Raw genomic sequence first — 23,253 nt, 5'->3', positions numbered from 1 at the left:
GTCACTTTTTGTCAAACGCGACAAAAAGTAACCAAAAAACGCTGCGCTCCCATCATCCGGCCCCTGCGCTGCGCTCCGGGGTCCCCTCACTCCGGCCTTGCTCCCGGCAGGACCGCGCCGAAGGCCCCATCCTGGGGCCTCAGCGCTTGACGGGCATCCATGCCCGTCACCTGCCTTCGCAAGGCCTGCGTTCGGCCTCCTGAAGTCGCGAAGATCAAGATCAAGATCAAGATCAAGATCAAGATCAAGATCAAGATCAAGATCGAGAGCGCTGGGTTTGAAAGCCGTGCTTGGACCGCGTCGCGCTATGCGCGACAATAGCGATCATTTTCGGAGCCCCCCATGACCGATTTCACCCCCGACGCCATCCTCGATGCCACCGGCCTGAACTGCCCGGAACCCGTGATGATGCTGCACCAGCACGTACGCAACCTGGCCGCCGGCGGCCTGCTCAAGGTCATCGCCACCGACCCGTCGACCCGCCGCGACATCCCCAAGTTCTGCAACTTCCTCGGCCACGAGCTGCTGCAACAGCAAGAGGACGCCGGCACTTTCCTGTACTGGATCCGCAAGAAAGCCGACTGAATCGCTCTGGAACACGCCCGGCGTTGCGCCTACACTGCGCTCCCCAGACAGGAGAGCGCCATGCTGATAGTTGCCGACGAGAACATCCCGCTGCTCGATGCCTTCTTCCAGGGTTTCGGTGAAATTCGCCGCTACCCCGGCCGAAGCCTCGATGCTGCCAGCGTCAAGGACGCCGATATCCTGCTGGTGCGCTCGGTGACCAAGGTCGACCGTCAGTTGCTCGAAGGCAGCCGTGTACGCTTTGTCGGCACTTGCACCATCGGCACTGATCACCTGGACCTGGACTACTTTGCAGAAGCTGGCATCCGCTGGAGCAGCGCACCTGGCTGCAATGCCCGCGGCGTGGTCGATTACGTGCTGGGCAGCCTGCTGACCCTGGCCGAACTGGATGGCGTGGCATTGCCCGAGCGCGTGTATGGCGTAGTGGGCGCGGGTGAAGTGGGTGGCCGCCTCGTGCGGGTGCTGCATGGCCTGGGCTGGAAGGTGCTGGTGTGCGACCCGTTGCGTCAGGCCGCCGAGGGCGGCGACTACGTCAGCCTCGAAACCATCCTGCAGCAGTGCGATGTGATCAGCTTGCATACCCCGTTGCAACGCGGCGGCCAGCACCCGACCTGGCACCTGCTGGGGCAGGCGCAGCTGGCACAGTTGCGCCCGGGTGCCTGGCTGGTAAACGCCAGCCGTGGCCCGGTGGTGGACAACGTGGCCCTGCGCGAGCTGCTGCTGGACCGCGAAGACGTGCACGCGGTGCTGGATGTGTGGGAAGGGGAGCCGCAGGTCGACCTGCAGTTGGCCGACCTGTGCACCCTGGCTACGCCGCACATTGCCGGCTATAGCCTCGATGGCCGCCAGCGTGGCACGGCGCAGATCTACCAGGCGCTGTGCCGCTTCCTCGGTGTGAACGAGCAGGTGCGGCTGGCCGAGCTGCTGCCCAAACCACCGCTGGCACAGATTGAGCTGGATGCCAGCACCGACCTGTCCTGGGCCTTGGCCACCCTGTGTCGCGCCGTGTATGACCCGCGCCGTGATGATGCCGATTTCCGCCGTAGCCTCAGCGATGATCCGCAGCAACAGCGAGCGGCGTTCGACCAGTTGCGCAAGCAATACCCGCCAAGGCGCGAGATCGAGGGGCTGGCCGTGCGCTTGCACGGGGAGGCGCCGCAGTTGGCGCAGTTGGTCAGTGCCCTGGGTGGGGTGTTGGTCTAAGCACGCCTTGTCTTGACCTTGCAGGTAGGTGTGGTTACCTGTTGGGGCGGCCAAGCCCACTGGCTGGGCCAATAAAAACCCGGCGCAAGCGCCGGGTTGCAGAGAATTCGCCGATCAACCTTTGCGTACGCGCTCGACACGGCTTTCTTCCAGGGCCTTGCAGGCCTGCTGGATCATCTGCTCGGTGATCGGCACTTCGCGCCCCTTGGCGTCGATGATCGAACCGCATACTTGCGGTTGTGGGGAAGTCTGGGGCTTCTGGTTATCACTGCCATGCTGCAAGCTCATGCACTGTCTCCTCTTCAGGTTCAAGCTCAGGGTAGCCCTGCGCCGTGACTGGCCTGTGACAGCTTCCGGGTCACGGCAGCAACAGTCCAGCAGAAACCCTGTGAAAGCTCCACAAGCTGGTTAGATCGATGCGTTATAGCAACCTTCATGCAGTCTCCCGACCGGGATGAGTGGTAGGCTGCCGCTTCCCCACCCTTTGTGGTCGTCGCCATGCCCGAATCGGTTTCCCCGCGCCAACGCCGCGCCTTGCGCCTGGCCTGGCAGTTCGTTCGCCCTTATCGCCGCCAGGTGCTGCTGGCATTGCTGGCGCTGGTGGTCACCGCTGCCATCACCCTGTCGATGGGCCAAGGTATCCGCCTGCTGGTGGATCAAGGCTTCATGACCCGCTCCGCGCACCAGCTCAATCAGACCATCGGGCTGTTCCTGCTGCTGGTGCTGGCGCTGGCGGTGGGTACCTTCAGCCGTTTCTATCTGGTGTCGTGGATTGGCGAGCGTTGTGTGGCCGATATCCGTCGTGCGGTCTTCGATCACCTGATCGGCCTGCACCCAGGTTTTTTCGAGGACAACCGCAGCTCCGAGATCCAGTCTCGGCTGACTGCGGACACCACCTTGCTGCAATCAGTGATCGGTTCATCGCTGTCGATGTTCCTGCGCAACGCGCTGATGGTCATTGGCGGTGTGGTATTGCTGTTCATCACCAACCCCAAGCTCACCAGCATCGTGGTGGTAACGCTGCCGCTGGTGTTGGCACCGATCCTGTTGTTCGGCCGTCGGGTGCGCAGCCTGTCGCGGCAGAGCCAGGACAGAGTCGCCGATGTGGGCAGCTACGTGGCTGAGACGCTGGGGCAGATCAAGACCGTGCAGGCCTACAACCACCAGGCGCACGACCGCGAACTGTTCGCCGATACGGTCGAAGCAGCGTTTACTGTTGCCCGCAAGCGGATTACACAGCGTGCCTGGCTGATTACCCTGGTGATCGTGCTGGTGTTGGGGGCGGTGGGGGTGATGCTGTGGGTCGGCGGCATGGATGTGATCGCCGGGCGTATATCCGCAGGCGAGCTGGCAGCATTCGTGTTCTACAGCCTGATCGTCGGCAGCGCCTTCGGTACCCTCAGTGAGGTGATCGGCGAGCTGCAACGGGCCGCGGGTGCAGCCGAGCGCATTGCCGAACTGTTGGCCGCGCGCAGTGCCATCCTGCCCCCCGACGTGGCGCAGGTGCTGCCGCAGCCGCGGGCCAGCGGTCATATCGAGCTGCAACAGGTCGTGTTCGCTTACCCTTCACGGCCCACGGTGGCAGCTGTCGACGGCCTGAGCCTGACCATCGAACCCGGGCAGACCGTCGCCCTGGTAGGCCCTTCCGGGGCAGGCAAGTCGACCCTGTTCGATCTGTTGCTGCGCTTTTACGACCCACAGCAAGGGCGCATCCTGCTCGATGGTCAGCCGGTTACCGACTTTGATCCCGACCAGCTACGCCGGCAGTTCGCTTTGGTGGCACAAAACCCCTCGCTGTTCCGTGGCACGGTGGAGGCCAACATTCGTTATGGCCGGCCCGAGGCGACCTTGGCTGAAGTCGAAGCAGCAGCCCGCGGCGCCCATGCCGACGAATTCATCCGGCAATTGCCCCAAGGCTACCAGACCCCGCTGGGGGAGGGCGGCATCGGCCTTTCCGGCGGGCAACGCCAGCGCCTGGCGATTGCCCGGGCCTTGCTGGTCGATGCGCCGATCCTGTTGCTGGACGAAGCCACCAGTGCCCTTGATGCACAAAGTGAATACTTGATCCAGCAAGCGCTGCCCAGCCTGATGGCCGGCCGTACCACGCTGGTGATCGCCCATCGCCTGGCCACGGTACAGCATGCCGAGCGCATCGCGGTCATCGACCAAGGCCGGCTGGTGGCGGTGGGCACCCACCGTCAGTTGATTGAGGACAGCCCGTTGTATGCGCGGCTGGCAGCGCTGCAATTCACCACGGGCTAGCGTGTCGTGGCCTTGTAACATTTCTGTAGTAATTGCCTGAGAAGATTTGCCTCAACTGTTGCGTAAGTGCTCGACCTGGCTGCCATTGCGTGATGGCAGCTTTTTTTTGGCCTGCCAGTAATGAGGCTGTACAGCGGCCTCAGCCTACTCCCTCTGGTTCCGAGACCCTCGATGTTGCGTAAATCCCTCAGAGTGCAAATTCTCTCGCTGCTCGGCGGCAGTGTGCTGGCGATGCTGCTGATCGCCCTGGTGTGTTTCCAGTTCCTGTCGTCCAGCGTGCGTGGCTACGCCGAGCTGGTCGACGGGCCGCTGCGGGCCTCGCAATTGATTGACGAAGCCAACCTGCAGTTCAAGATCCAGGTGCAGGAATGGAAGAACGTGCTGTTGCGAGGGCGCCAGCCTGCGGAAATGGACAAGTACTGGCAGCAGTTCCAGGCCCGCGAAGAGCAAGTACAACAACTGCTCGGGCAATTGATCGACAACAGCGATGCCAGGCTCAAGGCGTCGCTGCAGCAATTGCGCGACAGCCACCGCCAGTTGGGCCAGGCCTATGCACAAGGCCGCCAGGCGTTCCTGGCGGCAGGCGGCGACCCGGTAGCGGGCGACCGGGCGGTCAAAGGCGTGGACCGTGCCGCCAGTGAGCAAATGAGCGAACTGGTCGAGCAACTGCGCGCCGATGCTCGCCAGCGTGCAGCCAGCATCAATGCCAGTGCCGAGCGCACGGTATGGTTGGGCCTGCTGGTGATGCTGGCTTCTGCGGTGCTGGTGGGGCTGCTCAGCCTGTGGCTGGTCAACCGTAGCCTGATCGAGCCGATCCGCCAGTTGATCGAGTACGTCGCGCAGCTCAGCCAAGGCAGCTTTGCTGCCCGGGTCGACAGCCGTCGGGAGGATGAGCTGGGGCGCCTGGCGCGGGCGGCCAACACCCTGCGTGACTTCCTTGCCGATACCGTCGGCCGGCTGCAGGACAACGCTCAGGAGCTGGAAGGTGCCAGCGGCCAGTTGCGCAGTATTGCCGGTGACATGGCCCGCGGTACTCATGACCAGTTCCAGCGTACCGACCAGGTAGCCACGGCCATGCACGAAATGTCCGCCACTGCCCAAGAGGTCGCTCGCCACGCTGCCGAGGCGGCCCGCGCGGCCGATGACGCCGACCACAGCGCCCAGGCCGGCGAGCAGGTGATGCAGCAGACCATCGACATCATCGGGCTGGTCAACCGCGAAATCGCCGGCACGGCAACGGTAATTCGCGATCTGGAGCATGACAGCACACGGATAGGCAAAGTGCTGGAAGTGATCCGCGGCATTGCTGAACAGACCAACCTGCTGGCGCTTAACGCGGCCATCGAAGCGGCCCGTGCTGGCGAAGCCGGGCGTGGTTTTGCGGTGGTCGCCGATGAAGTGCGTAGCCTGGCCCAGCGCACGGCAGCGTCGATTGCAGAAATTCACCAGATCATCGAAGCGGTACAGTCAGGGGCTGTGGAGGCGGTCAAGGCCATCGAAAGTGGCCAGCAACGTAGCCAGGAAGGGGCTGAGCAAGTCGAGCAGGCCGGGCAGATGCTGCAACGTATCACGCAGGCGGTGGAAGCGATCCGCGACATGAACCGGCAGATCGCCACAGCGGCCGAGGAGCAGACCAGCGTGGCCGAAGATATCTCGCGCAACCTGATCGAAATTACCCGAATTGCCACGGCCAACCAGGAAGCGGTGCAGCATACCGAGCAGGCGGGGCAGCGCCTGCATGGTTTGTCAGGGCAGTTGGGCGAAGTCACCTCCCGCCTGAGTGCCTGACTCGGTCTGCAGGAGTTGCAGGTGCCATAGAGGCTGAAGCCGCGCACTGACGTATTTTTCGCACACAACAAAAAGCCCGCACATGGCGGGCTTTGTGACAAGGATTTGGTCGGAGAGACAGGATTCGAACCTGCGGCCTTCTCGTCCCGAACGAGACGCGCTACCTGGCTGCGCTACACTCCGATGAACAAAATCCTACTGCATCCCGTTTTTGCTCGCAAGCCCTTGTTGTTTAAAGGGCCATAGCCTGAACGGGGCCTTGATCAGAGCTCTTTGACGGTGCGGATCTGGTCCTTGTTCAGGCGTGTGCGCTTGCCGTCGAGTTGCTCGAATTCATAGAAGCCAGAGTCTTCATCGTAGGACGGTTTGTCGGTTGCCTGGATCTCCCGGCCATCGTTCAGGGTAATGACGGTTGGGGTCGAGCAGCCAGCAAGGGCGCCCAAACCCAAGGCAAGCAGGAAGGCGGGTAGGGTCCGTTTGATCATCGTGTTTCTCCAAGTGCGATGGTGCTAGATGACATTTATGACGCAGGACGTTAGTGCAAGTTCACTCCAAGTGCAGCATAGCGATTAATTCGTTCTCTTGACCCAAGGCAAGGCTGAGGGGGGCAACGCTGGAAAAGGTGCGCTGTGATATAACTGCGTCCATCTCATCCTGTTGTGACGGACACCCATGAAAGCCAAGGCAGATACCCCCTTCGTGGCGCTGAACATCGCCGTGCTCACGGTCAGCGACACCCGTACCTTCGACACCGACACCTCTGGCCAGATGTTCGTCGACCGCCTGAGCGCCGCCGGTCACCGCCTTGCCGAGCGTGTGCTGCTCAAGGATGACCTGTACAAGATCCGGGCCCAGGTCGCCACATGGATCGCCGATGACAACGTGCAAGTGGTGCTGATTACCGGCGGTACCGGGTTTACTGGCCGCGACAGCACCCCCGAGGCGGTGGCCTGCCTGCTGGACAAGCAAGTAGACGGCTTTGGTGAGCTGTTCCGGCAGATTTCCGTGGCCGACATTGGCACCTCCACCGTGCAGTCGCGTGCCTTGGCCGGGCTGGCCAACGGCACGCTGGTGTGCTGCCTGCCGGGCTCCACCAACGCTGTGCGTACCGGTTGGGATGGCATCCTGGCCGAGCAGCTCGATGCCCGTCATCGCCCTTGCAACTTCGTGGCGCACCTGAAGCAGGCAGCGGCCTGTGACAGCCGTGGCTGAGGTCAGCCAGGCCCGGCCGCTGATGCCGGTGGAACAGGCGCTGGAGCAACTGCTGGCGCTGGCCGAAGCTGCACCGATCCGCGAGACCGAAAACCTGCCGCTGGCCGAAGCCGAGGGCCGCGTGCTGGCCACCGACCTGGTGGCCTCGCTCGACCTGCCGCCCTGGCCGAACAGCGCCATGGACGGTTATGCCTTGCGCCTGGCTGACTGGCAGGGCCAGCCGCTGCCGGTCAGCCAGCGTATTTTCGCCGGCCATGCGCCCCAGCCGCTGCAACCGGGTACCTGCGCGCGGATCTTCACCGGCGCGCCTGTGCCGGAGGGGGCCGACTGCGTCGAGATGCAGGAAAACACCGAAGTACTCGAAGATGGCCGGGTGCGCTTTCTCGAAGCGTTGCGCACCGAGCAGAACATACGCCCTCAAGGTCAGGAGACCCGCAAGGGCGAGCAGGTGATGAGCGCCGGCACCCGCCTTGGGCCGATCGAACTGGGCCTGGCGGCGACCTTGGGGCATGGCCGTCTGGACGTGGTGCGCAAGGTAAAAGTGGCGGTGCTGTCCACCGGCGACGAACTGGTCGAGCCAGGCCTGCCGCTCGGGCCTGGGCAGATCTACAACAGCAATCGCAGGCTGCTGGTCAGCTGGTTGCAGCGGCTGGGTTGCGAAGTGGTCGATGCCGGCATCCTGCCGGATGACCTGGCCCGCACTCGCGCCTGCCTGGCTGAACTGGGTGGCGTAGACCTGATTCTGTCCACCGGAGGCGTCTCGGTGGGCGAGGCCGACTACCTCGGTGCCGCCCTGCGCGAGGCCGGCGAACTGGCGTTGTGGAAGCTGGCGATCAAACCGGGCAAGCCGCTGACCTTCGGCCACTTCCAGGGCGTGCCGGTGATTGGCTTGCCGGGTAACCCGGCCTCGACCTTGGTCACCTTCGGTCTGCTGACCAGGCCCTACCTGCTGCGTCGTCAGGGTGTGATTGACGTCACGCCGTTGCGGTTCGACATGCCGGCCGGGTTTGACTGGCCCAAGCCGGGTACGCGCCGCGAATACCTGCGCGCGCGCATCGAACAGGGCCGCGTGCGCATCTACAAGAACCAGAGCTCGGGTGTGCTGCGCAGCGCAGCCTGGGCGGAGGGCCTGGTGGAAGTGCGTGAAGGCAGCACGCCGAAGCAGGGCGACATCGTGCCATTCATCCCCTTCAGCGAGCTACTTGGCTGAGCGGCCCAGCCAGGCACTGGCCAGCGGCGCGGCCTCGTCCGGTGCCGCCTGGGTCAGGCGTATGTGCACATTCTCCAGTTGTTGGGCAGCCACGCTCCAGTCGTGGCGCTGGCGGGCAAACTGGCGCCCGGCATCGCTCAACTGGCTCATGCGCCAGGGCTGATTGAGCAGCTGGGTGATCAGCAATGCCAGTTGATCACCGTCGTCACTGCCCAAGTAGTGTTCGCCGTTGTTCACGGTCAGGCCTGAAACGCCCTTGTCGGTGGTGATCACGGGTAAGCCGGCGGCCATCGCTTCGAGGATTTTCACCTTCGAGCCACCGGCATAGCGCAAGGGGGCAAAGAACAGCGCGGAACGTCGTTGCAGTTCACGCAGGTCGGGGCGGTAGCCGAACCATTCAATGCGTGGGTCGTTCCAGTGAAGCTTCCAGTTGGCCGGCATGGCGTGCCCGGCAATCGCCAGGCGCACCGCCGGGTTGCTCATCCACACCTTCGGCATGATGTCGTCCAGTGCCCACTCGATGGCCTCCAGATTGGCGCCGTATTCGAAATTGCCGACGAACAACAGACGCTGGCTGTGCAGCGCAGGTTGCACCTGCTGGTAGAAATCACAGTCCACGCCGTTGACCACCACATTCACCGGGCGCCCACTGATCTGCGCGATCAGCTCGGCATCGTGGGCGCTGACAGCCACCAGTTCGGTGGGCTGGCGCAGCACACGGTGCTCCCAGCGCCGGTAGCGCCAGCGGTCGAAGGCGTTGAGCGGGCGCAGCCACAGCGGCAGGCGATCGTGGCAGGCACCGCCCATTACCGACTCCAGGGTGTGCTCGCTAAGCATGAAGGGCAGCCTGCGAGCCTGCAGGGCTTTTTCGAACGGCTGGAAGCTGTAGCTGTGCTCGATCTGGATCACGTCCCAGGGTTCGTCCAGCAGTTGCTCGAACCGGTGCCGCAGGCAAGGTGCCAGGCCATTGATGATTGCCCGCATGGGGTAGTCGATGATGGGGGAAGCCAGCAGGTTGAGTGGGCTGTGCAGCGGCCTGCGGGGTAGCACGATCAGGCGTTCGAGGAGTGGCTCGAGGGCCTCACGAGCTGCGTCGCAGAGAGGGATCTTCGACTGCACCAGCAGGGTAATCCGGTGGCCGCGCTGGGCCAGTGCGCGCAGCAGATGGTATTGCCGGGTCTTGTGGCCGCTGGTGGTCGGCCAAGGCAGGTAGGGCAGTGTCCAGAGAATGCGCATGACCCAAAGTCCTCGCAAAAGGCTGCAGATAGCAAAACGCGCCCGTTGACAGCAGTGGGGGAGCCACTGCCGGGCGCGTCCATGGCAATAGGGGTATTTGCTGAGCATAGCCGGGATTGCCAAGTGTGGAAAAAATGACCGGCGATGCGATCAGTTGCAGGCCTGGCGCCGGCCCAATGTTTTTTCCAGGCCATGCAACGATCCGGGCAGGCCAGTGGTCGAGATAGGGGGTGGTCCATTTTACGGAGACGCGCACATGCAAGGGCGCAAGGCAATGCTGGTGCTGCACGGCAAGCAGGCGATGAACGAAGACGTGCGCAGCGCCGTGGGCGACCTGCGCGATAGCGGCTGGGTGCTGGATGTACGGGTTACCTGGGAGGCGGGCGACGCCCAACGGCTGGTCGCCGAGGCACTGGCAGCGGGCTACAGCCATATCGTCGCCGGTGGCGGGGACGGCACGTTGCGTGATGTGGCCGAGGCCATGGGCCTGGCCGCTACCCAGGCCAGCCTGGCCTTGTTGCCCTTGGGTACGGCCAACGATTTTGCCAAAGCCGCTGGCATCCCCTTGGAGCCGGCATCGGCGCTGGCCTTGCTGAATGTCGCGCCACAACCGATAGACCTGGGGCAGGCTGGCGATCAGTTGTTCCTCAACATGGCCACGGGTGGCTTTGGCAGCCAGGTCACCGCCAATACCTCCGAAGACCTCAAGAAAGTGCTGGGCGCTGCCGCCTACCTGTTCACCGGGTTATCCCGCTTCAGTGAGCTACAGGCGGCTTCGGTAGAGCTACAGGGGCCAGGCTTCCATTGGCAAGGAGATTTGCTGGCGCTGGGTATCGGCAATGGCCGACAGGCTGGGGGCGGGCAGGTGCTGTGCCCCGAAGCCATGGTCAACGACGGTTTGCTTGACGTCGCTATTCTGCCTGCACCACAGGAAGTGGTGGGGGCTCTGCGGGACCTGTTGGGCGGTGACGGCCTGTTCGTTCGGGCCAGGTTGCCATGGGTCGAGATCAAGAGTTCGCAAGGGTTGGACATCAACCTCGATGGCGAGCCGTTGCAGGCTGCCAACCTGCGCTTTCAGGCAAGGCCGGCGGCGTTGCACCTGCACCTGCCGGCCGGGTCACCGTTGCTCAGTCATCCAGGCTGATGATTTTTTCGCGTACGGCGAACAGCACCAGGCCGGCTACGTCGTGAATCTGCAGGCGCTTCATGATTTGCGAGCGGTGAGTTTCCACGGTCTTGATGGACAGGCCCAGGCCCGCAGCGATCTCCCGGGTGGACTTGCCGCGCACGATCAGGCGCAGGATCTCAAGTTGCCGTGACGTCAGATTATGCCGTTCGCCAGCGCTCGGCTTGCCTTGTTTGGTGTGCCGCAGCGCCTGGTTGATGACGGTGTGGGCGATGGCCGGGCTGAGGTAGCGCTCACCGTGGCGTACGGCACCCAGCGCCTGTTCCAGCTCGGTGGCGCTGGTGTCCTTGAGCAGGTAGCCGTGGGCGCCGCTTTCCAGGGCCCGCATGATCAGGTCCGGGTCAGTGTGCATGGACAGGATCAGCACTTTGCAGGTACTGCCGCTGGCCCGCAGTTGGGTAAGGGCGTCCAGGCCGCTGGTCGAACGCATGGAGATGTCCAGCAAGATGATGTCGGGCGCCAGTGTGCGTACCTGGTCGAGTAGCTGGTTGCCGTCGTCGGCTTCGCCGACCACGTCATAGCCGGGGATATCGCAGACCAGTGCCCGCACCCCGGCGCGGATCAGCGAGTGGTCATCTACCAGCAGTAGTCTACAGGTCATGGTTGGTAATACTCCTGGCGCGTTGCTGGGTGCGCGGGGACCACGGGAACATCGCTTCGATCTGCGTGCCTCGGCCAGGCTGACTGGTGATGTCGAGGCTGCCCTGCAGCGCGATTACCCGCTCCTGCATGCCGGCCAGGCCGCGCTGACCGGCCTCGGCCGGGTGCCGGGCAGGGGCGAAACCACGACCATCGTCCTGGATCGACAACGACAGCCCTTCAGGGGTGCGTTGCAGGCGGATGACCAGGTTGTGTGCCTGGGCGTGGCGCAGCATGTTGGTCACTGCCTCCTGGGTAATACGGAACACCGCCATGGCCACGGCTTCGTCGATGCCGCCCAGGCGCTGGTTGCACGCCAGGCTCCAGTGCACGCCGCTGGTGGCCAGGGTGCGTACCAGGTGTGCGCGCAGGCTGGCTTCCAGGCCAAGGCTGGCCAACTGCCGTGGGTTGAGCAGCGCGGAAACATCGCGCACGTTACCGAGGGTGTCATCCAGCGTGCTGCGCAGGGCGTCGCAGTGCCCCTGCAACTCGTCGGGCATGCGCCGTTGCAGCCACTGCAGTTGCAGCTTGGCAGCGGTGAGCAGTTGACCGATGTCGTCGTGCAGTTCCCGGCCCAGATGCTGGCGCTCGTCTTCTTGCACCTTGAGCATGCGCTCGGCCAGCTCGGCCGGGCGCAGGTGGATCGACCTGGCGCCCAGGCCCAGTTGTACAACAGCACCCAGCGTGGCGACCAACTGCAGCACCAGCAGGCTGGCCGGGATTGCCTGGTTGGCCAGGTACAGCGCCATGTTGGCAATCAGTGAGGCCACGCACAGCCCGACCGTTGCCCAGCGCAGCACGGCGGCGCGGGAGCAGCAATGCAAAGAAGTCTTCAAGCGTGGAAACATAGGTAGGGAGGCCACTGAAGTATTGCTGATGGAGGCCTTGCACAATGCTGCTCAGAGGCTTTGGCGCAGTACTTTCGTTGTTTTTTTGAACACGTATTCTTGCCCCCGTTGTTCCGGTTGCAAGCGTTTGTGGGGGCGCATATTACCACTTTGCATTGCATCGGTCGCGGCCGGGTAACGCGTTGAAACGCCTACTGGTCGGGCGCTTTCGGGTAGCAAAGTGCCACCCTTTAATCGCGCTGTACCCACTTGTGCTGTAACTAGCGCGGCAATGATTCAACGGCATGCACCGAAAGCCTGGTGAACTTTCAAAGTTCGACCATGGTCGGGTTTCAATAAAGTTGCTTAGTTGTACTTTGCGCCAGGTTAATGCATGCGGTTAGAGCGGTTGGGGAGGGCGCTGGTTGCCGCGTCATTGTGCGGGTGAATGCACGCGTTGCCTTCTTCATCGCAGGACGCACAGGCTGGCGCAAAGGGGGGTTGTACGACCTTGGCCAGTTCACCCAGCAGCACCAGTTGCTCACCGATGTCCAGGTTCAGTCGCCCTGTACGGCTATCGACCAGCTCCAACTGCCAGGCCAGCAAGGTCAGGCACGCCCCTATCGCGGGTAAGGCTTCACGCTGCAGGCAACCACCGTGACAGGCCGGGGCGAGCAACTGTTGCAGGGAGGTGGTGTAGTGGGCAACTTCACGCAGGCCCAGGCGCGTAGCTTGACGGGCGATAGTGTCGAGGGTGTTGTTCAGGCAACTGCAGGCATCCGGGTCATTGTCTATAAGCTCCAGATGCTGCAGGCATTCCTGGGCCTGGGTCAGCAGTACCTGGGCATCCAGCAGAAAGCCCTGCAGGGCGTCATCGAACGATAAGGCAGTGTCCATCATCAAGTCCCCGCGCGTGGGGTAGGCGCAGGGGGCGGGCACGCCGAAACGATAGCTAGCAAAAGCCTGACTCCATTCATGCAATGAGAATGGCGTCACATTAATGGCTAAAGGATATCGCGAACATCAGGTTGCACCCGATTGCTGCTAAGGGTTTCCCTGATCAAGGGCTAGGGTAGGGAACTTTTGTCGTGCCCCTGATTTGCCCCGGCGTGTCGGCAGTAAAGCATGATGGTAAAGTGATATCAATCATCCGCGCGGCATTTTCCCGCAAGGGTCAAGGTGTGCGTGAAGCCGCCGATACAGGGTAGATGATTTCACCTTTTACGACTCAAGCCTGGGGGCTTTCCAATGGCTGGCATTCTCGACACGGTAGACCAACGCACGCAACTGGTGGGTGAGAACCGCCTGGAAATTCTGATGTTTCGCCTGGCCGGTCGCCAGCTGTTCGCGATCAACGTGTTCAAGGTGCAGGAAGTACTGCAACTGCCCAAGCTGACCCTGATGCCCCAGCGCCACGCCTATGTCTGCGGTGTGGTCAACCTGCGCGGGCAGACCCTGCCGGTGATCGACCTGTCCCAGGCGATCGGTATGCGCCCGCTACAGCCGGGGCCGGACAGCACCATCATCGTCACCGAATACAACCGCTCGGTGCAGGCCTTCCTGGTAGGCGGTGTCGACCGCATCGTCAACATGAACTGGGAGTCGATCATGCCGCCGCCTTCCAGTGCCGGTCGCCAGCATTACCTGACTGCCATCACCAAGGTCGATGAGAAGCTGGTGGAGGTGATCGACGTGGAAAAGGTGCTGGCCGAAATCGTGCCCTACAACGCCCGGGTTTCTGGCGACAAGCTCGCCGACCCAGTGCTGGCCCGGGCCCGCGGCCGCGAAGTGCTGCTGGTGGACGACTCCAGTGTGGCCTTGGCGCAATTGCGCGATACCTTGTCCCAGCTGGGCATGAAGCTGCATGTGGCCAGTGATGGCCTGAAGGCGCTGCGCATGCTCAAGGGCTGGGCCGACGCCGGTGAAGACGTGTGCGAAAAGCTGCTGATGGTGTTCACCGATGCAGAAATGCCGGAAATGGACGGCTATCGGCTGACCACCGAGATCCGCAGCGATGCTCGTCTGCGCCAGCTCTATGTGGTGCTGCACACCTCGCTGTCGGGCAGTTTCAACGAATCCATGGTCAAGAAGGTGGGCTGTGACAACTTCCTTTCCAAGTTCCAGCCTGATCGCCTGGTCGATGTGGTCAAGCAGCGCCTGCTGCTGGATACCACCGCTGCGTGAACGTTGTACCGGCCAGGTATAAGCTTGGCTTTTGGCATGAAGCGAGGCAGCAGGGATGTTTCTCAGTGAGTTGTATCGATACCCGGTGAAGTCGGGGCAGGCGCAAAGCCTGAAGGCCTCACCGGTGGGGTTGCTGGGGTTGCAAGGCGACCGGCGCTGGATGGTGGTCGAGGAAGAAAACGGACGCTTCCTGACCCAGCGTGCCTGGCCACAACTTGGCCAGATCGACGCGAGCGATGACGACAGCGGCCAGTTGCTGCTGCAAGCCCCTGGACAGGCGCCGTTGCGGGTGCCTGTACCGCCTGCCGATGACGCCCTGCGCGGTGTGACGATCTGGCGCGATACCCTGCGTGTGCCGGACGCTGGCGATGCCGCGGCGGCCTGGTTGAGTGAGTTGCTGGGCAAAGCCGTACGCCTGGTGCATTGCCCGGAGCAGCGTGCGCGTTACCTGCCCAATGGTTACGGCTTGAACAGTGACCGTGCGGCGTTTCCGGATGGTTTCCCCTTGCTGCTGATTGGGCAGGGCTCGCTGGACGAGCTTAACCGGCGTATTGGCCGGCCCATGTCGATGCGGCGCTTTCGGCCCAACCTGGTGGTGCAGGGTGCGGAGCCGTTTGCCGAGGATGGCTGGAAGCGGATTCGCATCGGCAGCTTGGTGTTTCGCGTGCTCAAGCCCAGTGTGCGGTGCATCTTCACGACCATCGATCCAGCCACCGGGGAGCGTAGCGCTGACCGTGAGCCGATGGCTACGCTGAAGACTTTCCGCGAAAAAGAAGGCGACGTGCTGTTCGGCCAGAACCTGGCTGTGGATGGCAGTGGGTGGCTGGAGGTGGGGATGGAAGTAGAAATCCTGGAATAGGTGTGTTGCCTGTACCGGCCTCTTCGCGGGTGAACCCGCTCCTACAACGACCGCGTAACTTGTAGGAGCGGGTTCACCCGCGAAGAGGCCGGTATAGGCTCAACAGCAATCACATGTCATCGAAATACCGTTCATGCCAATCCACCAATGGCTGCGGTGAATTCAGCTTCTGCCCGTAGATCACCGAATACGACAGCACGTTCTGTACATACTGGCGCGTTTCGTCGAACGGGATCGACTCCACCCACACATCGAAGCTCAGGTGCTTGGCCCCTTTGAGCCACTGTCGCACGCGCCCGGGCCCGGCGTTGTAGGCTGCCGAAGCCAGCACCCGGTTGCCGTTGAACTGGCTGTGTACCTGGCTCAGGTAGGCCGCACCCAGCTGGATGTTCTTGTCCGGGTTCAGCACTTGCGCCGGTGAGGCCAGCGGGATGCTGAACTTGCGTGCGGTTTCCTTGGCGGTGGCCGGCATCAGCTGCATCAGGCCGCTGGCGCCCACGGGTGAGCGTGCGTCCTCCATGAAGGCGCTTTCCTGGCGAGTGATGGCGAATACCCAGCTCGAATGCAGGCCGCGAACCTTGGCTTCACGCACCAGCGTGTCGCGGTGGGCCATGGGGAAGCGGATGTCCAGGTCGTCCCAGTACCGGGCCTGGCTGATGGTGCGGATAGCCGGGAAGTACCAACGCAGCTCATAGCCCAGGCGTGCCTGCGCAACCATCTCGTCACGGGTGAAGTGGCGGCTGACGTGGTACCACTCACGGCGGCCGTCGACGATCTGGCCGCGGGCGTGGAATTCCAGTGCGCGCTGGATGCCGGGCGTGTTGCGAACCTTCTTGACCAGTTGTGGGCTCAGCAGCAGCGGCTTGTTGTTCAGCTGGTACGGTGTCTGTGCCCGGTCGGCGGCGAGGAAGCCATAGAAGTCACGCTCACGCGCTGCGGCCTTGTAAAGAAGCGGGACCTGCGGGTTGTTTGGCTGTGCCAGCTCCAGGCTGCGAGCCTGCCAGTACTTCCAGCGGCTGGTGCTGGCCAGGTCCTGGGGAAGGCGCTTGGTCAACTCGTAGGCGTCCTCCCAGCGGCCCAGGCGCAGCAGCAGGCGAAGGCGCCATTCGCTGACGGTGTTGTCGCGCAGCTGGGGGTCATAGCGGGTCATCAGGTCGAGCGCGCGTGGGTCGTAGCGGCGTGCGAGGGTCAGGCCGATTTCGCGGGCGATGGCCACTTTTTCGTCACCCGAGAAGTGCATGCGCTGGGCGTAATCGTCGAGCAGTGCCATGGCCCGCTCCGGGTTCTGCCGGGCCAGGCGACGAAGGCCGAGGCTGACCACGTCGGACATGGCCTCGTTGACCGGGGTAAAGCGCGACGGCTGGTTGAGCAGCTCGGGCTTCTGCGCGACGTCGATCAGCAGGCGCCCCTGCGGGCCGAGGGTGGTCAGGGTCTTGACCAGGGTGTTGGCCAGGCCGTAGTTGCGCGCCTGGGCGGCCAGCTTGGTGCGTTCCCAGCGCTTGGCCTCGGTCAGCTGGCCTTCGGCTGCCCACATGCCGAACAGTGTGTCGCAGGCGGCAGGTTGCGATTTGCCGACGTTCCACAGTTTGTCGGCGGTGGCGTAACCTTCGGCGCGCAGGCCGTGGCTGAGCTGGTATTGGCCGTTGAGGCAGTCCAGTTCGGTGAAGTTGAGCTTGGGGTCGTAGTACTTGACGAAGGTATCCCACTCGCCGCGTTCGGCCAGCCAGCGCAACCAGCGCAGTTTCATCCAGTTGGCCTGGGGCAGGTCGCCATGCTTGGCCAGAAAACCTTCGATTTCCTGGTTGCTGGCGCTTTTCAGGCGGGCGGTGAGTTCGTCGTAGGCCAGGTAGGGCGTCAACGGGTAGTCGATCAAGGCCTGGGCATAGCGCAGGTACGGGCCTTTGTCGCCTTTGGCCAGCGCTCGCTTGGCCTCGTCATAGTACTGGCGTTGCAGGGTCAGGTCGGTGGCCTGCGCCGCGCTGGTGGCAGCGGTAAGCAGCAGGCAGGATGCGATATGTAACAGGCGGCTGCGCATGATACGTCCGGGCAGTTGAACCATGGGAAGTGTCGGCGGAGCCAGCACTGTTGAAAGCTATTGCCTTAGCTTAGCTGTTTGCCGGTGGTGGGTGAAAGCACTGTGCTTGTATCGGGATATTAAGTTCGACCAGATGTCGCCAGGTGCCTACCGGTTGGCCTGGCGGATGCCGTCGAAGGCCAAGTCAGGTAGAATGCGCGCCCGATTTATGGAGACGAACATGACCCTGCTCAAATTCAGCGATGTGTCCCTCGCATTCGGCGCCATGCCGCTGCTGGACAAAGTGTCCTGGCAGATCGCTCGTGGCGAGCGGGTGTGCATCATCGGCCGCAACGGCACCGGCAAGTCGAGCATGCTGCGCCTGGTCAAGGGCGAGCAGAAGGGCGACGACGGTGAAATCTGGCGTGCTCCTGGCCTGAAGATCGGTGAGTTGCCACAGGAATTGCCGGTGGCCGACGAGCGCACCGTGTTCGACGTGGTAGCCGCTGGTCTGGACGGCGTGGGCGAATTGCTGGCGCAGTTCCACCACCTGAGCATGAACATCCAGGGCGATGAAGACCTGGAAAAACTCATGCACGTCCAGCACGAGCTGGAAGCCCGCGACGGCTGGCGCCTGCAGCAGGTGGTGGAAAGCACACTCAGCCGCCTGCAGCTGCCGGCCGACAAGACCCTGGCCGAGCTGTCCGGTGGCTGGCGCCGCCGCGTACTGCTGGCCCAGGCGCTGGTGTCCGAGCCTGACCTGCTGCTGCTCGACGAACCGACCAACCACCTGGACATCGGTGCCATCGCCTGGCTCGAAGAGGCCTTGCGTGGCTTCAACGGCGCGGTATTGTTCATCACCCACGACCGTTCGTTCCTGCAGAACCTGGCCACCCGTATCCTCGAACTGGACCGCGGCGGCCTGATCGACTGGAACGGTGACTACGCCAGCTTCCTGGTGCACAAGGAGGCCGCACTGGCCGCTGAAGAAACCGCCAACGCGCTGTTCGACAAGCGCCTGGCCCAGGAAGAAGTGTGGATCCGCCAGGGTATCAAGGCCCGCCGTACCCGCAACGAAGGCCGCGTGCGTGCACTGAAGGCCCTGCGTGTGGAGCGTGGCGAGCGCCGTGAACGACAGGGCAAGGCCAACATCCAGATCGAAGCCGCGGACAAATCCGGCAAGCAGGTGATGGTGCTGGAGAATGTCAGCTTCCATCACGCGGACGGCCCCCTGCTGGTCAAGGACTTTTCCATGGTCCTGCAGCGGCAGGATCGCATCGGTCTGCTGGGCGCAAACGGCACTGGCAAGACCACGTTGCTCAAGATGATGCTGGGCGACCTTGAGCCCACTGCGGGCAAAGTGGAGCGCGGCACCAAGCTTGAGGTGGCCTATTTCGACCAGATGCGCCACCAGCTCGACCTGGAAAAGACCGTAATCGACAACCTGGCTGAAGGCCGTGATTTCATCGAGATCGATGGCCAGAACCGCCACGTGCTGAGCTACCTGGGCGACTTCCTGTTCAGCCCCCAGCGCGCGCGTACGCCGGTAAAGGCGTTGTCGGGTGGTGAGCGTGCACGGTTGCTGCTGGCCAAGCTGTTCAGCAAGCCGGCCAACCTGCTGGTGCTCGACGAACCGACCAACGACCTGGACGTGGAAACCCTCGAGCTGCTGGAAGAGGTGCTGTCCAACTACAAGGGCACCGTGCTGATGGTCAGCCACGACCGGGCCTTCCTCGACAACGTCGTGACCAGCACCCTGGTGTTCGAAGGCGAGGGCAAGGTGCGTGAGTATGTGGGCGGTTACGAGGACTGGATTCGCCAGGGCGGCTCGCCGAAGCTGCTGGGTGTGACCGAGAGCAAGGGTGGTAAGTCTGCACTCAACAGCGCGGTGGTGGAAAAGGTCGAGGCCAAGCCTGAGCCTGTTGCGGCGCCAGTGGTCGAAGAAGCTTCGAAGAAGAAGCTCAGCTACAAGCTGCAGCGTGAGCTGGAGATGCTGCCGGGGCAGATCGATGAGCTGGAGCAGCGTATGGCTGAAGCCCAGGAAGAAGTGAATGCGGCGGGCTTCTATCAGCGGCCGATTGCAGAAACTTCGGCGGTGCTGGCGCGGATCGAGAAGCTGCAGGGCGAGCTGGATGTCTTGGTGGAGCGCTGGGCCGAGCTGGAAGGCTGATTGGCGTTAGCCTGTTCCGGCCTCTTCGCGGGTAAAGCCGCACCTACAGGGGGTGCCATACCCTTGTATGTGCGGGCTTGCCCGCGAAGAGGCCGGTTCAGGTCCAGTCAATCCTTCTTCAGCAAGCGTACCGCCAGCACGTCACACGGCGCACCGTGCAGCACATCGTTGGCCGTGGAGCCCAGCAGCAATGCCAGGCCGTGACGGCCATGGCTGCCGACAACGATCAGGTCGCACTTCTGGTCCTTGGCCAACTGGTGGATTTCCTGGCGAGGCTGGCCGTAGGTCAGGTGCGAGTCGCCGCGGTTGATTTCCGGGTATTTGTTGAACAGCCGGTCCATGCGCTCCTTGGCCTGGTCGAACTGCTGCTGTTGCAGCTGCGACAGGTCCATCGGTACGTCACCCCCGAAGGCCATGGCCATCGGCTCGACGATGTGCACCAGGGATACCTTGGCTTTCGAAGGCTCTGCCAGCGCCATGGCGCGCTTGATCACCGGGTCGCATTCTTCGGTCAGGTCGACGGCGACCAACAAATGTTCGTATTGCATGAGCGGTACTCCTGACAATCGCGATAGAAGAAGTATGGTCGCTTTAGGGCGGGTCTACCGTGAAAAATGGCTAACCAGCTCATTTGCAACGCTTTATGGGAACTACTGATATGACGGTATTGCTGGTGGTGTCAATCCTTGCGCTGATTCTCAGTCCGCTTTCCTGGCTGCGCAGCTCGCGCAAGCAGAGCGAGCAGATGAAGTTGCGCCTGGAGGCGCGGCGCATGGGTTTGGCCATGCAACTGGCGCCGCAGCAGTGGCCGCACTGGCTGGAAAAGGAGCCGCCAAGCCCCTGCCCGCAGTATCACAGAGCCCGGCGCCGTGGGCATGAGGACAGCTTCAGCTTCTGGCAGGTCAGCCCCGGAGTGTGGTGGAACCAGTGGCGCGAGCCCTGCGAAGACCCACGTTTCATGGGCGCGTTGTCGCGCTTGCCGGCGAGTGTGTACAAGGTCGAGGCCGATGCGCGGATGATTGCCCTGTACTGGACCGAACGTGGCGATACTGCTGTGTTGCAGGATGTTGCCTACGCCCTCGAAACCTTGGCTTGAGCGCCGCCCATACGCGACCCCTGTAGGCGCGGATTCATCTGCGAACACTGGCAGAGCCGGTGCCAAACTCCGCGGTGCCTGCTTCGCGGGTAAACCCGCTCCTACGGGGGCATCCAGGCTGGTCAATCTGTTCTGTAACGACAAAGCGGCGGCTCGGCATAACCCTGAAGGGGTGGGGTGCCAAGTCGCCGCTTTGCGTTCTGCTGCGCAGAAAAGGCCAGGCAGGCCGGGTTATTCATTCAAGCAAGTGCCAGTGTAGTCGCCTTGGCTCTTCGCGCAAGCGCAAAGCAATAAGCCGATGCTTGTGGTCAATCGCTGACATGAATGACCGGCGATCACTGTCATCATGTTTTGTACCCGGACGATAGAAAATGACTGGAAAGTCGCGTTTTCGCCGTGCTCGTGAGCATTTGACAACGCCCATCTTTTCGGAGAATGTGTGCACACCCAAATCAAACGGGCGTATGAATTGAGCGTTTGTATGTCATGACGCCAAGCCATACTTCCGACTAGCGCGCTGACGGGTGTGCCTGGGGCAAGGCAGCTTAGGCCTGCTTCTGCTGCAGCGATCGGCGTGTACAGTTCAGCTTCCATATCGTGGAGATCAGTTGATGATTTACGAAGGTAAAGCCATCACGGTTAAGGCTCTTGAAAGTGGCATCGTCGAGCTCAAGTTCGACCTCAAGGGTGAGTCCGTCAACAAGTTCAACCGCCTTACCCTGAACGAGCTGCGCCAGGCCGTCGATGCCATCCGGGCCGATGCTTCGGTCAAGGGCGTGATCGTCAGCAGTGGCAAGGACGTGTTCATCGTCGGCGCCGACATCACCGAGTTCGTCGACAACTTCAAGCTGCCTGAGGCCGAACTGGTCGCTGGCAACCTGGAAGCCAATCGCATCTTCAACGCGTTCGAAGACCTCGAAGTGCCGACCGTTGCCGCCATCAACGGCATCGCGCTGGGCGGCGGCCTGGAAATGTGCCTGGCGGCCGACTACCGGGTCATGTCCACCAGCGCCAGGATCGGCCTGCCGGAAGTCAAGCTGGGTATCTACCCGGGCTTTGGCGGTACCGTGCGCCTGCCGCGCCTGATCGGCTCGGACAACGCCATCGAGTGGATCGCCGCCGGCAAGGAAAACCGTGCCGAAGATGCCCTGAAAGTGGGGGCCGTCGACGCCGTGGTCGCCCCTGAGCTGCTGCTGGCCGGTGCCCTCGACCTGATCAAGCGTGCCATCAGTGGCGAGCTGGACTACAAGGCCAAGCGCCAGCCGAAGCTGGAAAAGCTCAAGCTCAATGCCATCGAGCAGATGATGGCCTTCGAGACTGCCAAGGGCTTCGTCGCTGGCCAGGCCGGCCCGAACTACCCGGCCCCGGTCGAAGCGATCAAGAGCATCCAGAAAGCCGCCAACTTCGGTCGCGACAAGGCCCTGGAAGTCGAAGCCGCAGGCTTTGCCAAGCTGGCCAAGACCTCTGTCGCCGAGAGCCTGATCGGCTTGTTCCTCAACGATCAGGAACTCAAGCGCAAGGCCAAGGCGCATGACGAGATCGCCCACGACGTGAAGCAGGCCGCCGTGCTCGGCGCCGGCATCATGGGCGGCGGTATCGCCTACCAGTCGGCGGTCAAAGGTACGCCGATCCTGATGAAGGACATCCGCGAGGAAGCCATTCAGCTGGGTCTGAACGAGGCCTCCAAGTTGCTTGGCAACCGCGTCGAGAAGGGCCGCCTGACCCCGGCCAAGATGGCCGAGGCCCTCAACGCCATTCGCCCGACCCTGTCCTATGGCGATTTCGCCAATGTCGACATCGTCGTCGAGGCTGTGGTCGAGAACCCGAAGGTCAAGCAAGCGGTACTGGCGGAAGTGGAAGGCCAGGTGAAGGACGATGCGATCCTCGCTTCCAACACCTCTACCATCTCCATCAACCTGCTGGCCAAGGCGCTCAAGCGCCCGGAAAACTTCGTCGGCATGCACTTCTTCAACCCGGTGCACATGATGCCGCTGGTTGAAGTGATCCGTGGCGAGAAGTCCAGTGACGTGGCGGTCGCCACCACCGTGGCCTACGCCAAGAAAATGGGCAAGAACCCGATCGTGGTCAACGACTGCCCGGGCTTTTTGGTCAACCGCGTGCTGTTCCCGTACTTTGGCGGTTTTGCCAAGCTGGTCAGCGCCGGTGTCGACTTCGTGCGCATCGACAAGGTCATGGAGAAGTTCGGCTGGCCGATGGGCCCAGCCTACTTGATGGACGTGGTCGGCATCGACACCGGCCACCACGGCCGTGACGTCATGGCCGAAGGCTTCCCGGATCGCATGAAGGACGAGCGCCGCTCGGCAGTCGACGCGTTGTACGAGGCCAACCGCCTGGGCCAGAAGAACGGTAAGGGCTTCTACGCCTACGAAACCGACAAGCGCGGCAAGCCGAAGAAGGTCTTCGATGCCACCGTGCTCGACGTGCTCAAACCGATCGTGTTCGAGCAGCGTGAAGTCACTGACGAAGACATCATCAACTGGATGATGGTCCCGCTGTGCCTGGAGACCGTGCGGTGCCTGGAAGACGGCATCGTCGAAACCGCTGCCGAAGCCGACATGGGCCTGGTCTACGGCATTGGTTTCCCTCCCTTCCGCGGTGGTGCGCTGCGTTACATCGACTCGATCGGTGTGGCCGAATTCGTCGCCCTGGCCGATCAGTATGCCGACCTGGGGCCGCTGTACCACCCGACCGCCAAGCTGCGTGAAATGGCCAAGAACGGCCAGCGCTTCTTCAACTGAGCGGTCAACGAGCTAGAGCGAGA

At 62.7% G+C, this 23,253-nt stretch carries 21 protein-coding genes, 1 tRNA gene and 1 pseudogene; 14 read left to right on the top strand and 9 right to left on the bottom strand.

Features of this window, described 5'->3' with window-relative positions:
• Positions 1 to 159 precede the first annotated feature (159 nt).
• The 3 genes from ACF8FB_RS15565 to pdxB are packed head-to-tail and all read left to right on the top strand — an operon-like array spanning position 160 to position 1,788.
• The gene (locus tag ACF8FB_RS15565; protein WP_392511532.1) at positions 160 to 321 is read left to right on the top strand and encodes a hypothetical protein; all 162 of its coding nucleotides are present in this window, start codon (positions 160 to 162) and stop codon (positions 319 to 321) included.
• A 21-nt stretch (positions 322 to 342) separates the two neighbouring features.
• A complete protein-coding gene (gene tusA, locus ACF8FB_RS15560) occupies positions 343 to 585 on the top strand; it encodes a sulfurtransferase TusA (RefSeq protein ID WP_003248727.1) in 243 nt (80 codons plus the stop codon).
• 60 nt (positions 586 to 645) lie between these two features.
• Positions 646 to 1,788 (top strand): 4-phosphoerythronate dehydrogenase PdxB, encoded by a 1,143-nt coding sequence (pdxB, locus tag ACF8FB_RS15555; protein WP_014859332.1) that lies wholly within the window; start codon positions 646 to 648, stop codon positions 1,786 to 1,788.
• A gap of 114 nt (positions 1,789 to 1,902) precedes the next feature.
• On the opposite strand, the gene ACF8FB_RS15550 is transcribed toward pdxB, so the two are convergent.
• Positions 1,903 to 2,076, bottom strand: coding sequence for a PA1571 family protein (locus ACF8FB_RS15550; RefSeq protein ID WP_003248731.1), 174 nt, complete (start codon positions 2,074 to 2,076; stop codon positions 1,903 to 1,905).
• Between the two features lie 210 nt (positions 2,077 to 2,286).
• Between ACF8FB_RS15550 and ACF8FB_RS15545 the strand changes: the two genes are divergently transcribed.
• From ACF8FB_RS15545 to ACF8FB_RS15535, 3 genes and pseudogenes are all read left to right on the top strand, one after another.
• Positions 2,287 to 4,050 (top strand): ABC transporter transmembrane domain-containing protein, encoded by a 1,764-nt coding sequence (locus ACF8FB_RS15545; RefSeq protein ID WP_392510925.1) that lies wholly within the window; start codon positions 2,287 to 2,289, stop codon positions 4,048 to 4,050.
• A gap of 120 nt (positions 4,051 to 4,170) precedes the next feature.
• Positions 4,171 to 4,905 (top strand): annotated as a pseudogene (locus ACF8FB_RS15540) (methyl-accepting chemotaxis protein); the annotation flags it as partial.
• Between the two features lie 165 nt (positions 4,906 to 5,070).
• The gene (locus tag ACF8FB_RS15535) at positions 5,071 to 5,838 is read left to right on the top strand and encodes a methyl-accepting chemotaxis protein (RefSeq protein WP_370688774.1); all 768 of its coding nucleotides are present in this window, start codon (positions 5,071 to 5,073) and stop codon (positions 5,836 to 5,838) included.
• Between the two features lie 106 nt (positions 5,839 to 5,944).
• Here the strand turns inward: ACF8FB_RS15535 and ACF8FB_RS15530 are convergent.
• Both ACF8FB_RS15530 and ACF8FB_RS15525 read right to left on the bottom strand, forming a co-directional pair.
• A tRNA-Pro gene (locus tag ACF8FB_RS15530) sits at positions 5,945 to 6,021 on the bottom strand.
• A gap of 80 nt (positions 6,022 to 6,101) precedes the next feature.
• Positions 6,102 to 6,323 (bottom strand): YgdI/YgdR family lipoprotein, encoded by a 222-nt coding sequence (locus ACF8FB_RS15525; RefSeq protein ID WP_003248738.1) that lies wholly within the window; start codon positions 6,321 to 6,323, stop codon positions 6,102 to 6,104.
• Between the two features lie 187 nt (positions 6,324 to 6,510).
• On the opposite strand from ACF8FB_RS15525, the gene moaB reads away from it, so the two are divergent.
• Complete coding sequence (gene moaB, locus ACF8FB_RS15520; protein WP_010953117.1) at positions 6,511 to 7,050, top strand: molybdenum cofactor biosynthesis protein B; 540 nt, start codon at positions 6,511 to 6,513, stop codon at positions 7,048 to 7,050.
• A complete protein-coding gene (gene glp / locus ACF8FB_RS15515) occupies positions 7,034 to 8,260 on the top strand; it encodes a gephyrin-like molybdotransferase Glp (protein WP_003248742.1) in 1,227 nt (408 codons plus the stop codon). Before moaB ends, glp begins: the two co-directional genes overlap by 17 nt.
• Here the strand turns inward: glp and ACF8FB_RS15510 are convergent.
• Positions 8,249 to 9,496 carry a glycosyltransferase family 4 protein gene (locus ACF8FB_RS15510; protein ID WP_010953118.1) on the bottom strand — a complete coding sequence of 416 codons (1,248 nt, stop codon included), beginning with the start codon at positions 9,494 to 9,496 and terminating at the stop codon, positions 8,249 to 8,251. The genes glp and ACF8FB_RS15510 overlap by 12 nt on opposite strands.
• A 256-nt stretch (positions 9,497 to 9,752) precedes the next feature.
• Between ACF8FB_RS15510 and yegS the strand changes: the two genes are divergently transcribed.
• Positions 9,753 to 10,640, top strand: a complete 888-nt coding sequence (gene yegS, locus ACF8FB_RS15505; protein ID WP_010953119.1) for a lipid kinase YegS — start codon at positions 9,753 to 9,755, stop codon at positions 10,638 to 10,640.
• Here yegS and ACF8FB_RS15500 read toward each other — a convergent pair.
• The 3 genes from ACF8FB_RS15500 to ACF8FB_RS15490 form a co-directional block, all read right to left on the bottom strand.
• Positions 10,624 to 11,283 carry a response regulator transcription factor gene (locus tag ACF8FB_RS15500; protein ID WP_010953120.1) on the bottom strand — a complete coding sequence of 220 codons (660 nt, stop codon included), beginning with the start codon at positions 11,281 to 11,283 and terminating at the stop codon, positions 10,624 to 10,626. The genes yegS and ACF8FB_RS15500 overlap by 17 nt on opposite strands.
• Positions 11,273 to 12,169 carry a sensor histidine kinase gene (locus tag ACF8FB_RS15495; protein WP_020192587.1) on the bottom strand — a complete coding sequence of 299 codons (897 nt, stop codon included), beginning with the start codon at positions 12,167 to 12,169 and terminating at the stop codon, positions 11,273 to 11,275. The genes ACF8FB_RS15500 and ACF8FB_RS15495 overlap by 11 nt, the downstream gene beginning before the upstream one ends.
• Positions 12,170 to 12,535: 366 nt before the next feature.
• A complete protein-coding gene (locus ACF8FB_RS15490) occupies positions 12,536 to 13,045 on the bottom strand; it encodes a hypothetical protein (protein WP_049587522.1) in 510 nt (169 codons plus the stop codon).
• Between the two features lie 351 nt (positions 13,046 to 13,396).
• Between ACF8FB_RS15490 and ACF8FB_RS15485 the strand changes: the two genes are divergently transcribed.
• Together ACF8FB_RS15485 and ACF8FB_RS15480 are read left to right on the top strand one after the other, a co-directional pair.
• On the top strand, positions 13,397 to 14,332 hold the full coding sequence (locus tag ACF8FB_RS15485) for a chemotaxis protein CheV (protein WP_003248753.1): 936 nt from the start codon (positions 13,397 to 13,399) through the stop codon (positions 14,330 to 14,332).
• A 55-nt stretch (positions 14,333 to 14,387) separates the two neighbouring features.
• Positions 14,388 to 15,191, top strand: a complete 804-nt coding sequence (locus ACF8FB_RS15480) for an MOSC domain-containing protein (protein WP_392510921.1) — start codon at positions 14,388 to 14,390, stop codon at positions 15,189 to 15,191.
• Positions 15,192 to 15,300: 109 nt separating this feature from the next.
• Here ACF8FB_RS15480 and ACF8FB_RS15475 read toward each other — a convergent pair whose 3' ends face one another.
• Entirely contained in the window at positions 15,301 to 17,226 is a 1,926-nt protein-coding gene (locus ACF8FB_RS15475) for a transglycosylase SLT domain-containing protein (protein ID WP_392511531.1), read from the bottom strand.
• Between the two features lie 220 nt (positions 17,227 to 17,446).
• Between ACF8FB_RS15475 and ACF8FB_RS15470 the strand changes: the two genes are divergently transcribed.
• The gene (locus ACF8FB_RS15470) at positions 17,447 to 19,375 is read left to right on the top strand and encodes an ATP-binding cassette domain-containing protein (RefSeq protein ID WP_014591783.1); all 1,929 of its coding nucleotides are present in this window, start codon (positions 17,447 to 17,449) and stop codon (positions 19,373 to 19,375) included.
• A gap of 107 nt (positions 19,376 to 19,482) precedes the next feature.
• On the opposite strand, the gene ACF8FB_RS15465 is transcribed toward ACF8FB_RS15470, so the two are convergent.
• Positions 19,483 to 19,923, bottom strand: coding sequence for a universal stress protein (locus ACF8FB_RS15465; RefSeq protein WP_014591782.1), 441 nt, complete (start codon positions 19,921 to 19,923; stop codon positions 19,483 to 19,485).
• Positions 19,924 to 20,033: 110 nt separating this feature from the next.
• On the opposite strand from ACF8FB_RS15465, the gene ACF8FB_RS15460 reads away from it, so the two are divergent.
• Together ACF8FB_RS15460 and fadB are read left to right on the top strand one after the other, a co-directional pair.
• A complete protein-coding gene (locus ACF8FB_RS15460; RefSeq protein WP_003248762.1) occupies positions 20,034 to 20,471 on the top strand; it encodes a hypothetical protein in 438 nt (145 codons plus the stop codon).
• A gap of 611 nt (positions 20,472 to 21,082) precedes the next feature.
• Complete coding sequence (gene fadB / locus ACF8FB_RS15455) at positions 21,083 to 23,230, top strand: fatty acid oxidation complex subunit alpha FadB (RefSeq protein ID WP_014591781.1); 2,148 nt, start codon at positions 21,083 to 21,085, stop codon at positions 23,228 to 23,230.
• Positions 23,231 to 23,253: the final 23 nt, after the last annotated feature.

Origin of the sequence: Pseudomonas sp. yb_2 (assembly GCF_043103905.1) — a bacterium.
Classification (GTDB): domain Bacteria; phylum Pseudomonadota; class Gammaproteobacteria; order Pseudomonadales; family Pseudomonadaceae; genus Aquipseudomonas; species Aquipseudomonas alloputida.
Note: the sequence above shows the minus strand (reverse complement) of the source record. Positions and strands in the feature narration are given on the sequence as shown.

Bases quoted from the DNA above. Each gene is read 5' to 3' on its own strand.
- ACF8FB_RS15565 (WP_392511532.1), top strand. From the start codon at position 160: ATGCCCGTCACCTGCCTTCGCAAGGCCTGCGTTCGGCCTCCTGAAGTC.
- tusA (WP_003248727.1), top strand. From the start codon at position 343: ATGACCGATTTCACCCCCGACGCCATCCTCGATGCCACCGGCCTGAAC.
- pdxB (WP_014859332.1), top strand. From the start codon at position 646: ATGCTGATAGTTGCCGACGAGAACATCCCGCTGCTCGATGCCTTCTTC.
- ACF8FB_RS15550 (WP_003248731.1), bottom strand. From the start codon at position 2,076: ATGAGCTTGCAGCATGGCAGTGATAACCAGAAGCCCCAGACTTCCCCA.
- ACF8FB_RS15545 (WP_392510925.1), top strand. From the start codon at position 2,287: ATGCCCGAATCGGTTTCCCCGCGCCAACGCCGCGCCTTGCGCCTGGCC.
- ACF8FB_RS15535 (WP_370688774.1), top strand. From the start codon at position 5,071: ATGGCCCGCGGTACTCATGACCAGTTCCAGCGTACCGACCAGGTAGCC.
- ACF8FB_RS15525 (WP_003248738.1), bottom strand. From the start codon at position 6,323: ATGATCAAACGGACCCTACCCGCCTTCCTGCTTGCCTTGGGTTTGGGC.
- moaB (WP_010953117.1), top strand. From the start codon at position 6,511: ATGAAAGCCAAGGCAGATACCCCCTTCGTGGCGCTGAACATCGCCGTG.
- ACF8FB_RS15510 (WP_010953118.1), bottom strand. From the start codon at position 9,496: ATGCGCATTCTCTGGACACTGCCCTACCTGCCTTGGCCGACCACCAGC.
- yegS (WP_010953119.1), top strand. From the start codon at position 9,753: ATGCAAGGGCGCAAGGCAATGCTGGTGCTGCACGGCAAGCAGGCGATG.
- ACF8FB_RS15500 (WP_010953120.1), bottom strand. From the start codon at position 11,283: ATGACCTGTAGACTACTGCTGGTAGATGACCACTCGCTGATCCGCGCC.
- ACF8FB_RS15495 (WP_020192587.1), bottom strand. From the start codon at position 12,169: ATGTTTCCACGCTTGAAGACTTCTTTGCATTGCTGCTCCCGCGCCGCC.
- ACF8FB_RS15490 (WP_049587522.1), bottom strand. From the start codon at position 13,045: ATGGACACTGCCTTATCGTTCGATGACGCCCTGCAGGGCTTTCTGCTG.
- ACF8FB_RS15485 (WP_003248753.1), top strand. From the start codon at position 13,397: ATGGCTGGCATTCTCGACACGGTAGACCAACGCACGCAACTGGTGGGT.
- ACF8FB_RS15480 (WP_392510921.1), top strand. From the start codon at position 14,388: ATGTTTCTCAGTGAGTTGTATCGATACCCGGTGAAGTCGGGGCAGGCG.
- ACF8FB_RS15475 (WP_392511531.1), bottom strand. From the start codon at position 17,226: ATGCGCAGCCGCCTGTTACATATCGCATCCTGCCTGCTGCTTACCGCT.
- ACF8FB_RS15470 (WP_014591783.1), top strand. From the start codon at position 17,447: ATGACCCTGCTCAAATTCAGCGATGTGTCCCTCGCATTCGGCGCCATG.
- ACF8FB_RS15465 (WP_014591782.1), bottom strand. From the start codon at position 19,923: ATGCAATACGAACATTTGTTGGTCGCCGTCGACCTGACCGAAGAATGC.
- ACF8FB_RS15460 (WP_003248762.1), top strand. From the start codon at position 20,034: ATGACGGTATTGCTGGTGGTGTCAATCCTTGCGCTGATTCTCAGTCCG.
- fadB (WP_014591781.1), top strand. From the start codon at position 21,083: ATGATTTACGAAGGTAAAGCCATCACGGTTAAGGCTCTTGAAAGTGGC.